Source organism: Actinomyces bouchesdurhonensis (assembly GCF_963540955.1).
In the GTDB taxonomy this organism is placed as follows: domain Bacteria; phylum Actinomycetota; class Actinomycetes; order Actinomycetales; family Actinomycetaceae; genus Pauljensenia; species Pauljensenia bouchesdurhonensis.
The window spans coordinates 37684-51947 of the sequence record NZ_CAUTSL010000012.1 but is presented as its reverse complement, the minus strand read 5'-3'; the positions used below and the strand labels follow the sequence as shown (position 1 = coordinate 51947).

13 protein-coding genes are annotated in these 14264 nt (G+C 63.4%); all 13 read left to right on the top strand.

Going from position 1 to position 14264, the window contains the following annotated elements; genetic code table 11:
• Nucleotides 1-155 precede the first annotated feature (155 nt).
• The 13 genes from RYL44_RS03550 (at nucleotide 156) to sufD (ending at nucleotide 14263) form a co-directional block, all read left to right on the top strand.
• Nucleotides 156-896: a hypothetical protein gene (locus tag RYL44_RS03550; RefSeq protein ID WP_314975111.1), complete on the top strand. Its 741-nt coding sequence runs from the start codon at nucleotides 156-158 to the stop codon at nucleotides 894-896.
• Complete coding sequence (locus RYL44_RS03545) at nucleotides 854-2758, top strand: HAD-IIA family hydrolase (RefSeq protein ID WP_314975110.1); 1905 nt, start codon at nucleotides 854-856, stop codon at nucleotides 2756-2758. Before RYL44_RS03550 ends, RYL44_RS03545 begins: the two co-directional genes overlap by 43 nt.
• The gene (locus RYL44_RS03540; RefSeq protein ID WP_276738658.1) at nucleotides 2758-2946 is read left to right on the top strand and encodes a dUTP diphosphatase; all 189 of its coding nucleotides are present in this window, start codon (nucleotides 2758-2760) and stop codon (nucleotides 2944-2946) included. Before RYL44_RS03545 ends, RYL44_RS03540 begins: the two co-directional genes overlap by 1 nt.
• Nucleotides 2943-3770: a TlyA family RNA methyltransferase gene (locus tag RYL44_RS03535; RefSeq protein WP_314975109.1), complete on the top strand. Its 828-nt coding sequence runs from the start codon at nucleotides 2943-2945 to the stop codon at nucleotides 3768-3770. The genes RYL44_RS03540 and RYL44_RS03535 overlap by 4 nt, the downstream gene beginning before the upstream one ends.
• Nucleotides 3767-4597 (top strand): NAD(+)/NADH kinase, encoded by an 831-nt coding sequence (locus tag RYL44_RS03530; RefSeq protein ID WP_073983236.1) that lies wholly within the window; start codon nucleotides 3767-3769, stop codon nucleotides 4595-4597. Before RYL44_RS03535 ends, RYL44_RS03530 begins: the two co-directional genes overlap by 4 nt.
• A complete protein-coding gene (recN, locus tag RYL44_RS03525) occupies nucleotides 4594-6270 on the top strand; it encodes a DNA repair protein RecN (RefSeq protein ID WP_314975108.1) in 1677 nt (558 codons plus the stop codon). Before RYL44_RS03530 ends, recN begins: the two co-directional genes overlap by 4 nt.
• Nucleotides 6267-7412 carry a putative cytokinetic ring protein SteA gene (gene steA, locus RYL44_RS03520; RefSeq protein ID WP_276738654.1) on the top strand — a complete coding sequence of 382 codons (1146 nt, stop codon included), beginning with the start codon at nucleotides 6267-6269 and terminating at the stop codon, nucleotides 7410-7412. Before recN ends, steA begins: the two co-directional genes overlap by 4 nt.
• Nucleotides 7409-8290, top strand: a complete 882-nt coding sequence (locus RYL44_RS03515; protein ID WP_314975107.1) for a copper transporter — start codon at nucleotides 7409-7411, stop codon at nucleotides 8288-8290. The genes steA and RYL44_RS03515 overlap by 4 nt, the downstream gene beginning before the upstream one ends.
• Before the next feature lie 93 nt (nucleotides 8291-8383).
• Complete coding sequence (locus RYL44_RS03510) at nucleotides 8384-10093, top strand: CTP synthase (RefSeq protein ID WP_390883777.1); 1710 nt, start codon at nucleotides 8384-8386, stop codon at nucleotides 10091-10093.
• An 8-nt stretch (nucleotides 10094-10101) separates the two neighbouring features.
• Nucleotides 10102-10746 carry an NUDIX domain-containing protein gene (locus RYL44_RS03505; RefSeq protein WP_073983548.1) on the top strand — a complete coding sequence of 215 codons (645 nt, stop codon included), beginning with the start codon at nucleotides 10102-10104 and terminating at the stop codon, nucleotides 10744-10746.
• 153 nt (nucleotides 10747-10899) lie between these two features.
• Nucleotides 10900-11595 carry a helix-turn-helix transcriptional regulator gene (locus tag RYL44_RS03500; protein WP_073983239.1) on the top strand — a complete coding sequence of 232 codons (696 nt, stop codon included), beginning with the start codon at nucleotides 10900-10902 and terminating at the stop codon, nucleotides 11593-11595.
• A gap of 32 nt (nucleotides 11596-11627) precedes the next feature.
• A complete protein-coding gene (sufB, locus tag RYL44_RS03495) occupies nucleotides 11628-13073 on the top strand; it encodes a Fe-S cluster assembly protein SufB (RefSeq protein ID WP_276738648.1) in 1446 nt (481 codons plus the stop codon).
• Nucleotides 13073-14263, top strand: coding sequence for a Fe-S cluster assembly protein SufD (gene sufD, locus RYL44_RS03490; protein WP_314805682.1), 1191 nt, complete (start codon nucleotides 13073-13075; stop codon nucleotides 14261-14263). Before sufB ends, sufD begins: the two co-directional genes overlap by 1 nt.
• Nucleotide 14264: the final 1 nt, after the last annotated feature.

Below are 14264 nucleotides of genomic sequence, written 5' to 3'. Positions count from 1 at the left end.
GTCGTCTAACATTGGGTAGTTGAACGCGCTTCGTGCGCACCACAGACAAGAGCGCGAGCGAGCGCAGGAATAGAGGTTTAGCACCATGGCAGAAGAGACTCAAAGACGCGGCGGATTCGGCCGTGGTGACTACTCGAAGCGTCAGCCTCAGTGGCGTGAGCGCGGTGAGCGTGGGGGTTACCAGCGTCGTGATGATCGTCGCGGTGGTTATGACCGCGGAGCAGACCGCGACTACCAGCGTCGTGATGGGGAACGTCGTGACTTCGGCGGCCGCGACGATGCTCGCGGTGAGCGTGGGGGTTACCAGCGTCGTGATGATCGACGTGGTGGCTATCAGCGTCGTGAGGGGGACCGCGGTTTCCAGCGTCGTGATGGTGATCGTCGTGAGTTTGGTGGTCGTGATGATCGTCGCGGTGGTTATGACCGCGGAGCAGACCGCGACTACCAGCGTCGTGATGGGGAACGTCGTGACTTCGGCGGCCGCGACGATGCTCGCGGTGAGCGTGGGGGTTACCAGCGTCGTGATGATCGACGTGGTGGCTATCAGCGTCGTGAGGGGGACCGCGGTTTCCAGCGTCGTGATGGTGATCGTCGTGAGTTTGGCGGTCGCGATGATCGACATGGCGGTTATGACCGCGGCGGCTACCAGCGTCGCGATGACCGCAGAGGTGGCTTCGACGACCGCGGTGAGCGCGGAGGGTTCCGTCGCGAGGATCGTGGGCGTGGTGGGTATCAGCGTCGTGACGACCGCCGTGGCGGCTTCCGCGACGATCGTCGCGACAGTCGCGGTCCTCGCGGCAACGATCGCCGCAAGGACGCGAACTACCAGAACTACTCCTCGACTGAGGAATACGTGTCCCCCAACGGCAACGAGCCGACTATTCCTGCTGGCGTGAGCGCCCAGGAACTCGACGCTGACGCCGCGCGCGCCCTGACCACCCTGTCGGGCCCCAACCGCGACATCGTCGCACGCCACCTCGTCATGGCCGGTCAGCTTATCGACCTCGACCCCGAGGCCGCCTACCAGCATGCGCAGGCTGCGGTTAGCCGCGCCGGACGCGTCGACGTGGTCCGTGAGGCCGCGGCCTTGACCGCCTACGCGTCGGGCCGCTACGAGGAAGCCCTGCGTGAGGTTCGCGCCGTTCGCCGCATGCGCGGTGACGAGTCGCTGCGTGCCGTGGAAGCGGACGCTGAGCGCGGGCTCGGCCACCCCGAGAAGGCCGTGGAGATCATCGATGCGACCGACTCCTCGTCTCTGGATCTCGCCGAGCAGGTCGAGCTCGTGCTCGTTTCCTCTGGCGCCCGCGCTGACCTCGGCCAGTCCGACGTCGGCCTCGTGATCGTTGATGACGCTTTGGCCGCGCTTCCTGCCTCCGCTGAGGACGAGCTGCGCCGCCGTCTCATGGCGGTCAAGGCTGAGCGCCTGACCGAGCTCGGTCGCACCGAGGAAGCCGAGGAGGTCATCGCCTCGATGCCCGAAGAAGTGGAAGATACCGACATCATCGACGTTGCCCTGTACCAGGATGCTGACGTCGACAACAAGCGCTCGCCGCTGCGCGGCTCGGAAACCGCGTTGGCTGAGGAGTTCGACTGTGCCCTGCTCGATCTGGATGGCACCGCCTGGTCCGGCGATGAGCGCATCGAACATGCGGCCTCCTCCGTCATCGAGGCTCGAACGATGGGCATGGCCTCCGCGTTCGTGACGAACAACGCGATGCGCACGCCGCAGCAGGTCGCAGACAAGCTCAACGGCATGGACTTCGAGGCGACCCCGGACATGGTCATGACCTCGGCGATGGACATCGCCGCGATCATGGCGGAAGAACTCGAAGAGGGCGCCAAGGTCTTCGTGCTCGGCGGCCCGGGCCTGCGCCTCGCCCTCGAGGAGCGGGGCTTCGAGCTGGTCGACAGCGCCGACGATGAGCCCGCCGCCGTCGTCCAGGGCCTCGATAAGGAGGTCAACTGGACCCTCCTGTCCGAGGGAGCGTTCGCCATCGAACGCGGTGCAGCCTTCTACGCCTCCAACCTCGACGCGACCCTGCCCGTTGAGCGCGGCCAGGCCCTGGGCAACGGCTCGCTCGTGCGCGCGATCCAGCACGCCACCCGCAAGCGTCCCACCGCGGGAGGCAAACCAGAGCCCGGAATCTACCGCCGCGCGAGCGAGCTCGTCGGCGCAACGAACCCCGTGGCTGTGGGCGATCGCCTCGAGACCGACATCATGGGTGCCGTCGCCGCCGGCGTGCCCGCCATGCACGTCTTGACCGGCGTTCACCGTGCCCGCGAAGTCCTGCGCGCCCCGCGCGGCCAGCGTCCCGCTTACCTCGCGATCGACATGCGTGGTCTGCTTGAGTCGCACCCGGCGCCCAAGCACCACCGCGATGGAACGTGGACCTGCGGCCTGTCCCAGGTGGCCAAGGTGACGCGCGCGGGTGTGCTGACCCTTGACGACATCGAGCTGACTGACGCGGTCACGATCTCTATCGACTCCTACCGCGCGCTCGCCGCGGCGGCGTGGGAATGGGCCGACGGCTCCGGAAACCCGGTGACGTGCCCCGAAATTACGGTCGTTGAGAACGACGACCCGTCCGGCATCGTGACCGCCCCGGAACCGGTTGCCGACGCGGATGACGAGTTCGTCGAGGGAGCCGACGCTGACGCGCTGCCCGAGCCCGGCGAGGACACCCCCGCCTTCCTGCCCGGTGAGGAGGAACTCGAGGCGCTCCTGGAGTCGACGGCCGACATGGATGACGAGGCCTGATGGCCCTGAGTGAACAGACGGCGGCCCGCCTGGTCGGTTTCGATGAGCTTGGCGCGCAGATGCAAATCTCGACGCTCACGGCGATCGAAGCCGACCTGCGGCGGGCACTGTCGGCCGACGTGCCCCCGGGTGCGCCAGTTCCGCGTGTGGGTGTCGGATCGCGAGAGGACGGGAGGGCAGACACGTGAAGCTGAGAAGGATCGACTCCGAACTCGTGCGTCGAGGCCTGGCGAAGTCGCGCTCGGACGCTGTGCAGATGATTGAGGAGGGCCGCGTCAAACTTGACGGACAGGTTGTCCTGAAGGCTGCGCGACAAATGGACCCTGCGCAGGCGATTGTTGTTGCCCCCTGCGATGATCCTGAGTACGTGTCGCGTGGCGCGTACAAGCTTGCTGGCGCCCTTGACGCGCTCGGTGACAAGGCTCCCCTCATTGAGGGGCGCCGAGTCCTGGATGCTGGTGCATCGACGGGTGGCTTCACAGATGTCCTACTGAGGAGGGGTGCAGCCTCCGTCGTCGCTGTCGACGTTGGCTACGGTCAGCTCGCATGGAAGCTTCAGTCAGATCCGCGTGTAGAGGTCCACGATCGGACCAACGTGCGCACGCTGGATCCCGCCTCGGTGGCGCCCGCCCCCGGCCTCGTCGTGGGCGATATGTCCTTTATTTCGCTGACTCTCGTCCTGCCCGCGCTGGTTGCAGCGGCTGCTCCCGACGCCGACTTCCTGCTCATGGTCAAGCCTCAATTTGAGATCGGCAAGGAGCGCCTCGGACACGGGGGAGTGGTTCGTAATCCCGAGCACCACGTCGAAACGGTCGGCAATGTTGCCAGATGCGCGATCGATCTGGGACTTGACATTGCTGCGATCGAGGCGTCCCCGCTGCCGGGTCCGGCCGGTAACGTTGAGTATTTTCTTTACATGCGTCGCGCGTACCCCGATCCTATTGATCCGCGCGAACTGACGGACTACATTCGCCGAGCAGTCGCCCAAGGACCCGCTGGAGGATCGTTATGACCCGTGTGCTCATGGTGCGTCACCGTCATCGAGTGAACGCCGTCACCAGTGCGGTGGCGCTTACACAGGCGTTGGCAGAACGAGGAATCGCTGTCGTCGAGGACGCGTCGAGCCGCGACATTGACATGGTTGTATCGATCGGCGGCGACGGCACTTTCCTCGTGGCGGCCTCAAGCGCGCGTGCGCTGGGGGTTCCTCTGCTTGGTATCAACGCGGGGCATATGGGGTTTCTAACCGAGCTTGGGACGACCGGCGTCGGCGACCTCGCACGCAAGATCGCTGAGGGAGATGTCACTGTTGAGCGCCGCATGACCCTGGACGTGACGATGGAGCGTTCCGACGGGTCGAAGGCTTCTGATTGGGCCCTGAACGAGGCCGTCATTATGCATACGGATGTCGCGCACCCGGTGCATTTTGCGCTCGTGGTCGACGGTCAGGAGGTCTCGACATATGGGGCAGATGGCATGATCTTGTCGACGCCGACGGGATCAACTGCGTATTCGTTTTCAGCGGGCGGTCCCGTCGTCTGGCCGGATACGGAGGCGATTGTCGTCGCTCCGCTGGCCGCGCATGGCCTGTTTACTCGCCCGCTCGTGGTGGGTCCCTCCGCCTGCGTGGAGATCATCGTGTTGGATGATATGTGGACGGCCCCTGAGATGTGGTGCGATGGTTTGCGCCGGATGACGGTTCCCGCAGGGGCAGTGGTTCGTGCGCGCGTGGGATCGGCACCGGTGCAACTGGTGCGCGTGGACGATACGCCGTTTTCGGCGCGTCTCGTACGCAAATTTAATCTTCCTGTGCGCGGGTGGAGGGACGGCCCACGGTGATTGAGTCTCTCGATATTGCCAACCTGGGCGTGATCGCGTCGGCGCACGTCGATTTTGGCGGCGGCCTGGTCGTGGTGACGGGTGAAACGGGTGCAGGCAAGACGATGGTTCTGTCGAGCCTGCAGCTCCTGCTGGGGGCCAGGGCGGACGCGGCGCTCGTGCGAAGCGGCGCCGATCGATTGTCGGTGGACGGTATCTTTTCTGTCGGCGATGACGTCGCTTCTCGCGTTGAGGAGGCCGGGGGCGTCGTCGAGGGGGGCGAACTCATCGTTGGCCGCTCCGTCCGCGCTGCCGGCAGGTCGCGCGCGCACCTGGGGTCGCGGCCCGTTCCCGCGTCAGTGTTGTCCGAGATCGTCGGGTCGATGGTCACGATCCACGGGCAGTCGGATCAGATTCGCCTGACCGGCGAGGCCGCCCAACGCAGCGCACTCGACCAGTTCGGCGGGGCCGCTCACGCCGCGCTGCTGGAGGAGTATCGCGCGGCCTTTCGCGAGGCGGTCGACACGAAGCACCGACTCGACGCGCTGCGTGGGGATGCGAACGATCGCGCGGAGGAGCTCGAGGACCTGCGCGGTGCCCTCGCCCAGATCGACGCGTTGAACCCGCAGCCCGGCGAGGAAGAAGAGCTGATCCGCGAGGCGTCTCGCTTGACGAACGTTGAGGATCTGCGTGCGCTCATGGGGGTCTCTCTCGGTTACCTCACGGGCGACGATCGTGGCGACTACGCGGGGGCCGTCGAGTCCGCGCGCGGCGCCTACGCGCAGCTGGACGACGCTTCTCGTTTCGACGAGGCCGTGGCGGAGTTTGCCGCTCGCGCTCGCAGCCAGGCCCTCGAGCTGGACGCGCTGGCCGACGACGTGTCCGCCTACCTCTCACGCCTCGACGCCGATCCCGAGCGTCTGGCCCAGATCCACGCCCGTCGCGCGGCGATCAAGGACGCGCTCCGCGGGCGCGCTGGCGACATCGAGTCCCTGCTGGCGTGGGCCCACAAGGCGCGCGGGCGCGTGGAGGAGCTGTCGGCCCCGGCCTCGGATCCAGCGGTGGTCGAGCGCGAGCTCGCGCAGGCGCAGAGCCGCGTTCTTGACGTCGGCGCGCGCCTGACGAAGGCCCGTGCCCGCCTGGCCCGCAAGCTCGCGGCCGGAGTCAACGACGAGCTGCACGCCCTGTCGATGCCCGACGCGACTCTTCACATCGACCTGGAGGCAACGAAGCCAAGCTCTCACGGATGCGAAACGGTCGTTTTCCGGCTCCAGCCTCATCCGCACGCCCCCGCGCGCCCGCTTGGTCAGGGAGCCTCCGGCGGCGAGTTGTCCCGCGTCATGCTCGCCCTCGAGCTCATGCTGGGGCGCACCGAGGCCTCCTCCACCTTTATTTTCGACGAGATCGACGCCGGAATTGGCGGTCAGACGGCGACCGAGGTGGGGGCGAGGCTCAAGAGGCTCGCTGCCAGCCGGCAGGTCATCGTCGTCACCCACCTGGCGCAGGTCGCCGCCTTCGGGGACCAACACCTCGTCATCGAGAAACACGACGGCACAACGAGCGTCAGAGAGGTGACGGGGGCGCAGCGCGAGGCGGAACTCACCCGAATGATGGGTGGGGATCCGCACTCGCAGGCGGCGCGCCGCCACGCTTCGCAGGTCTTGGCCTCCGCCGTGTCACAATCGCAGGGATGAGTGACACACATTCAAAGACCGCACAAGCCCGGACGGGGCGGATCCGCATCGACGACCGCCCCACGCATCTGGCAACACGCTTGGAGCACGGTGAAATCGCCGTTATTAACGTCGCAGACCTCGACAAAGAGAGCGCTGCTGCGCTCGTTGCGGCGCGACCCGCCGCAGTTCTTAATGCGCAGCCCTCGTTGACGGGCCGCGTGGCCGCGATGGGTCCCAAGCTCATTCTCGATGCCGACATTCCCCTCGTGGATGATCTCGGACAGGACATCATGTCCCTGCGTGAAGGGCAGGAAGTTACAGTCACGGGGGGCAAGGTTCTCCTGGACGGTACCGTGCTCGCTACAGGAACGCGGGTCTCGGCCGCGGACCTGGATATTGCAATCGCGGATTCGACTCCGTTGTTTGCCGGTTTCGAGGGCGCAATCGAAGACTATCTGGCTCAGGATGGGGCGACGGTTCTACGCGGCGAGGGGGTGCCTTCCCTTCCGGGTCTCGGTTCTCGCCCGGTCCTGCTCGTGACAGGTTCATCCGATGCTGCTGCGGCCCTGCACGCTCTTGCTCGTTGGCGCTCCGAGGCTGCGCCTTTCGTTGTCGCAGTTGACGCGGGTGCGGACATCGCGCTCAAAGCGCGCCTCAGTCTTGATGCCGTCGTGGGTGACGCTGACCTCATGAGTGAGAAAGCGATCCGGCAGGCGCGTTCTTTTATCGTCCGTGTTGGCAGTGATGGGCTTGCACCTGGAGCGGAGCGTCTCGACCGCATGGGCATCGTCTACGAGACCGTGTCGATGGCTGGGACGTCGCTCGATGCCGCGATGGTTGTGGCGGCCCATTCGTCGGCTTCTGCCGTTATCACTGTGGGCGTGTCCTACGGTGAGGCGGAGCTTGTTGATGCCGGTCGCGCGCTGGTCGCTCCTTCTTTTTTCTCGCGTCTGGCTTGCGGTTCGCGTCTTATTGGCGCAGACGCTGTGGCCGCTACGTTCCGCCCTCGCCCGCGCGGGTGGACGCTCGTTTTGCTCGCGCTCGTCGCGCTTGCCCTGATGGGGGTGGCCCTGTGGTCGACTCCGTGGGGCAATGACCTGCTGTACCCCGTGACGTCTTTATTCTCGTCGCTCACGCACGCTGTTGGAGGAGCCCAATGATTAACTTCCGCTACCACGTTGTCTCGATCATCGGGATCTTTATTGCCTTGGCCGTTGGTGTTGTCCTGGGAGCAGGACCGCTTCAGCGGACGATTAACGCTGGAGTCAATCCGTCGTCGTCGCAGGTGTCCTCGGACCCGCAGCTGGTTGCTCAGGCCGACGCCGAAGCCGCTGGTTTGAAGGCTCTGGCTGCGTCGACTCTGTCAGGGTCGCTCACCGGCTCTCAGATTGCTCTCGTCGTCATGCCCGGTGCATCGGATGACGACGTGGCTGCGATTCGCTCAACGCTGACTGACGCGGGCGCATCGATCGTTGGGCGGGTGACGCTGAGCGAGAACTGGCAGTCGACGTCGATGAGCCAGTACCGCACGACACTATCGACGACGCTCGCGTCCCACCTCGAGTCGGGTGCCGCGAAGACGGCTAGTGCCGACGGTGTGGTGGGCTACTCCATCGTCCAGGTCCTGACATCAACTGGTTCGGAAACGGACCTGTTGCGTCAGATTCTCACCGATAAGTCGACGCCTTTGATGACGATTGATGAGGATCCTGCCGGCACGGCGACCACACTTGTTGCGGTCGGTCCGCGCGCTCAGACGGGCACCACGGATACGTCTGTGAGTCCGAGTCCCGACGCGTGGAGCGGTCTTGCCTTGGCGGTGGGGTCTACTTCCGGTGTTCTCGTGGGCGATGCGTCGTCACGCGACGCTATGATTTCGAAGGTTCGTAGCTCTGCAACGCAGGTGACGACTGTCGATTCGGTCGGTACGACGCTCGCGTGCGTCAGCACGGCGCTCGCCCTGTCTCAGAAGAGCGCTGGTGCTCACGCCTACGGCGTGGGAAATGGTGCACAATCCGTTCTTCCGACGCTTAAGTAAAAGCCGCGGTTGCGCGTTTTTCTTCGTCGGCCTCGTCGCATCGTCCCTGATCGGCGGGGCCGAGGTCTGTGTGCAGTGTTAAGCTGAAGTTCCATGGTGAACACGTCGATGCGCGCGGTGCGCGCAGATCATTCTATGACCAAGCATATTTTCGTGACCGGCGGTGTTGTATCGTCACTGGGGAAGGGTTTAACGGCTTCCAGCCTGGGACGGCTGCTACGCTCGAGAGGCCTTCATGTTGTCATGCAGAAGCTGGATCCGTACATCAACGTGGACCCGGGTACGATGAACCCCTTCCAGCACGGTGAGGTTTTTGTCACAGAGGATGGCGCGGAAACCGATTTGGATATCGGACACTACGAGCGCTTTCTCGATGTGAATCTGTCGGGTGCGGCTAATGCGACGACGGGCCAAGTTTATTCGACGGTGATCGCTAAGGAACGCCGGGGAGAGTATCTCGGGGATACGGTGCAGGTGATTCCTCACATCACCGATGAAATCAAGCGTGTTATGCGTCGTCAGGCTGAGCCCGATCAGTCTGGGCGACGTCCGGACGTGATCATTACGGAAATCGGCGGGACCGTCGGCGACATTGAATCGCAACCTTTCCTGGAGGCCGCTCGCCAGGTCCGACACGATCTGGGGCGCAGCAATGTTGCTTTCGTGCATGTCTCTCTTATTCCTTTCCTGCCTGCCGCCGGTGAACTCAAGACAAAGCCAACGCAGCACTCGGTGAGCGCGCTGCGTTCGATCGGAATTGCGCCGGATGCGCTGGTTCTTCGCACTGATCGTGCGCTGCCTGAGGGGATTAAAGCGAAGGTCGCCCTCATGTGTGACGTCGAGCGGGATGCTGTCATCGAGTGCGCGGACGTTTCCTCAATCTATGAAGTTCCGCCGACGCTGCATCGTGAGGGGCTTGACGCCTACCTTGTTCAGCGTCTTGGTCTTTCCTTCCGCGATGTTGATTGGAAGGAATGGAAGGGACTCCTGGAGCGCGTCCATTCACCTAAGCATCGCGTTGAGGTCGCACTTGTCGGTAAGTACATCGACTTACATGATGCCTACCTGTCGGTGTCGGAAGCCATCAAACATGGCGGCTTTGCAAACAATGCGCGCGTCGATATTCGTTGGGTCGCTGCAGATACGTGTGAGACGCCTGCAGGGGCGGCGCGTGAGCTGTCGGGCGTCGATGCAATCGTTGTTCCCGGTGGGTTCGGGATTCGTGGCATCGAGGGCAAGCTGGGTGCGCTGCGGTGGGCGCGGGAGCACCGCGTGCCGACTCTTGGTCTGTGCCTGGGTTTGCAGTGCATGGTGATTGAGGCGGCGCGCAACCTCGCTGGATTACCCGATGCTTCATCGACCGAAATGGATCCGGAAACCTCTGAACCTGTCATCCATACGATGGCGAACCAGCGTGAGTTCGTTGACGGCGAGGGTGATTTGGGTGGGACGATGCGCTTGGGAGCGTATCCTGCGACGCTGCGTGACGGCTCGGTCGTTGCTCGTGCGTACGGGACAACCACGGTCAGTGAGCGCCATCGTCATCGTTACGAAGTCAACAATGTGTATCGTGAGCGTCTCGAAGAAGCGGGACTCATGATCTGTGGTACCTCTCCGGACGGGTCGCTCGTGGAATTCGTTGAGCTGGACGGCGCGCTTCACCCTTACTATGTTGGCACGCAGGCGCATCCAGAATTCAAGAGCCGTCCCACGCGGCCTCATCCCTTGTTTGCTGGGTTGATTGAGGCTGCGCTGAAGCGTCACGTGGGTCGTTACTCGTCGCGCGCAGATAAGAAGGAATGAGGATGGGGATGCATATCCTGTCGAGTGGACAAGCGAGCGGTATCGAGGACCGCCACACGCTTCACACGGTTGTTGACAGCTCTATCGAGTGGAGCGGTCGCATCGTCGACATGGTGGAGGATCGTGTCGTGGTGGTCGAGGGGGAGCAGCCGGTTGTTCGCCAGTACACGCGCCACCCTGGGGCTGTGGCGGTGGTTGCTATGCGAGGGGAGGTCGGTTGTGAGGAAGTTCTGCTTGAGCGCCAGTATCGTCACCCGGTACGTGCGTCGCTGTGGGAGATTCCCGCTGGGCTGTTGGACATTCCGGGAGAGGACCCCCTGGTCGCGGCTGAGCGAGAACTCGCGGAGGAGACTGATCTGAAGGCTGGGTGCTGGGACGTGCTCGTCGACTTTTTTACTTCTCCGGGTGGCTCGACGGAGCCTATTCGCGTCTTCCTGGCTCGAGACCTCGCGCCCACGGGTACGACCTTTGAGCGTGAGGACGAGGAAGCCACCATGGAGTACGCATGGGTGTCGCTCTCTGACGCGATGGAGTGGGTGCTCGCCGGTCGCCTTCATAATCCCTCGACCGTCATCGGTATCATGGCTGCGCACGCTGCGCGAGGCCGTGGTTGGGAAGGGCTGCGTGCTCCGGGTGCGCCGTGGCTTCATTGATTGTCAGGTAATAGGTCATAAGTCCCTCGACGTGTGGGTCGTGTAACACTCTGACGAGCTTTTCGTAACGCCTATCTATTCAAATTAGCGTAGACTTCTTCCCAGAGAAAAGCACGGATTGTCGCGCGGGATGCGCGTCGGAGCGGAGGACAGGTGGCCGAAGAAGGAGATGCCACAACCCGTCAACAGGTGCTCGATCTCATTGTCGAAAAAGGACCGGTCACGGCCTCGTCGATCGCCAAGGTCCTGGGCCTGACGACTGCAGCCGTTCGTCGTCACATCACGCTCCTGTTGGAATCCATGGAGATCGCTGAGCACGAGCCTGGTATGCCCTCTAAACGGGGCCGGGGACGTCCCGCGCGGCATTACGTGGCCACCGAACGCGCACACATCCATCTTGCAGACGGATACTCTGACCTGGCATCCAAGGCTCTCGGGTACCTGGGACAGGTGGGAGGAGAAGCGGCCGTCGAGTCCTTTGCGGCCGCGCGCTCACGCGAAATCGAGCGCCGCTACGCGCCCATCATCCGGGACGCCGGTTCCGACCCGCGGGTCCGTGCCCAGGCGCTCGCCGACGCGCTCACGCAAGACGGCTATGCCGCGACCGTTCGTGACATCGGTGGAGGCACGTTGGCTGTTCAGCTGTGCCAAGGGCACTGTCCGATACAGAACGTTGCGGGAGACTTCCCCCAGCTGTGCGATGCAGAGACAGTAGCCTTTGGCAAACTGCTCGACGTGCACGTTCAGAGACTTTCCACGCTTGCAGGCGGGGGGCACGTGTGTACCACCCACATTCCGGTGGGTATGCCGATCATCCGCCCCGGCGCGAGGAATGTGCGACGCAAGTAGCACACAGGTAAGAACGAGAGGTTGATACAACTATGACGCAGGCACCCGCCTCGGGCGCTGACGACCGTCGTATGACCGATGATGAGATCATTGAGTCAATCGGCGGTTACGAATACGGTTGGCATGATTCTGACGACTATTCGAAGGATGTTCCCACCGGGATTAACGAAGAGATCGTCCGTTTTATCTCGGACGTTAAGGATGAGCCGCAGTGGATGCGGGATCGTCGCCTGAAGGCGCTGGAGCTCTTCGAGCGCAAGCCCATGCCAGCGTGGGGGCCGGATCTGTCCCACGTGGACTTTGATGCCTTCAAGTACTACGTACGTCCCACAGATCGCCAGGTCAACGACTGGGATGACCTGCCCGACGAAATCCGCGACACCTACGATCGCCTGGGTATTCCCGAGGCTGAGAAGGCCCGCCTGGTTTCTGGTGTTGCCGCGCAGTACGAGTCCGAGGTTGTCTACCAGCAGATCCAGGAGGACCTGGAGCGTCAGGGCGTCATCTTTACCGACACAGACACGGGCCTGCGCGAATACCCCGAGATCTTTGAGGAGTACTTCGGCAAGTGTGTGCCCGCGGGCGACAATAAGTTCTCCGCGTTGAACACTGCCGCCTGGTCCGGTGGCTCGTTCGTGTACGTTCCCAAGGGCGTGCACGTGACCATTCCGCTACAGGCCTACTTCCGTATTAATACCTCGGCGATGGGGCAGTTCGAGCGCACGCTCATCATCGCTGACGAGGGCTCCTACGTGCACTACGTGGAGGGCTGCACCGCCCCGATTTACGACGAGAACTCGCTGCACTCCGGTGTCATCGAGATCTTCGTGAAGAAGGACGCGCGTGTGCGTTACACGACCATTCAGAACTGGTCGACGAACGTTCTCAACCTGGTGACTCAGCGTGCCATCGTCGAAGAAGGCGGAACCATGGAATGGGTCGACGGCAACATGGGTGCCGCGATCACCATGAAGTACCCCGCCTGCTTCCTGATGGGCGAACACGCCCGCGGCGAGACCCTGTCCATCGGCTTTGCTGGTCCCGGCCAGCAGCAGGACACGGGAGCCAAGATGGTGCATATGGCGCCCTACACCTCGTCTTCCATCGTGTCGAAGTCCGTCTCACGCGGCGGCGGTCGCACCTCCTACCGTGGCCTCGTCCAGATCAACGCGCGCGCCCGCCACTCCAAGTCGAACGTGCTGTGCGATGCTCTGCTGGTGGACAAGATCTCGCGGACCGACACCTACCCTTACGTGGACGTACGCACCGACGACGTCGAAATGGGGCATGAGGCGACTGTTACCAAGGTGAGTGCCGATCAACTCTTCTACCTCATGAGTCGAGGCCTGGATGAGAACGAGGCCATGGCGACGATCGTGCGCGGCTTCGTCGAACCCATCGCCAAGGAGCTGCCCATGGAGTATGCCCTCGAGCTTAATCGCCTCATTGAACTGCAGATGGAAGGATCCGTCGGCTGATGACGACCCCCAACACTATTGTCGACACCATGAACAAGGCCCACTCCCATGGGGGCGGACCCGAGAAAGCGAACCCCTCGCGCGCCGATCGCCCGACGTCCTTCGAGTTGACTGACATCGCTGTGCCGCACGGACGCGAAGAGGATTGGCGCTTTACGCCGATGCGTCGTATCGAGCGCATCTTCGATCCCGCCAACTATGACGCGGGCGACGCGCCGGTGACCGTCGAAGCTCCTACCCCGGTCACCGTCGAAGCTGTCGCGCGCGATGATAAACGCTTGGGTACCGTCCTGGCTCCCGGCGACCGCACGGCCGTCGTGGCGTGGAACGGCTTCGAGCAGGCCACCGTCATCGAGATCCCGGCCGAGGCCGAGCTTGACGCCCCGGTGCGTATCAACGTGGCGGATATTGAGGGTACCCGCGCCCAGCACATCGTGATACGTGCGGGTGCCTTCGCTAAGGCAACCGTCATTCTCTCCCATACTGGTTCCGCCAATGCTGCGCTCAACCAGAGCGTCGAGGTCGAGACGGGCGACAGCGCTGATCTGACTGTCGTGTCGCTTCAAGAATGGGATGATACGACCCTGCATGCGTCGAACCAACGTCTCGCGCTGGGCCGCGACTCGAAGCTCACGCACATCGTTGTAACGTTTGGTGGCGACCTCGTGCGTCTGTGCGCGGACACAGACTTCCGCGGCCCCGGCGCCGAGCTAACCATGCTGGGCATCTATTTCGTGGACGGCGGACAGCATCTGGAGCACCGAGTCTTCGTTGACCATTCGCAGCCTAAGTGCTTCTCGCGCGTGACCTACAAGGGTGCTCTGCAGGGCAAGGATGCGCACTCGGTGTGGATCGGCGATTGCCTGATCCGCGAGGCCGCCGACGGCACGGATACCTACGAGCTGAATCGTAACCTCGTGCTGACCGAGGGAGCCAAAGCCGACTCTGTGCCTAACCTTGAGATCGAAAACGGCGAAATTGAGGGTGCGGGCCACGCGTCTGCCACCGGTCGCTTCGACGACGAGCAGCTCTTCTACCTGATGAGTCGTGGCGTCCCCGAGTATGAGGCACGCCGCTTGGTTGTGCGTGGCTTCTTCGCTGAGCTAATCAACCAGATTGGCGTCCCCGAGGTGGTCGATCACCTCATGGCAACCGTCGAGGCCGAGCTGGCCAAGTCCCGTAACAACTGAG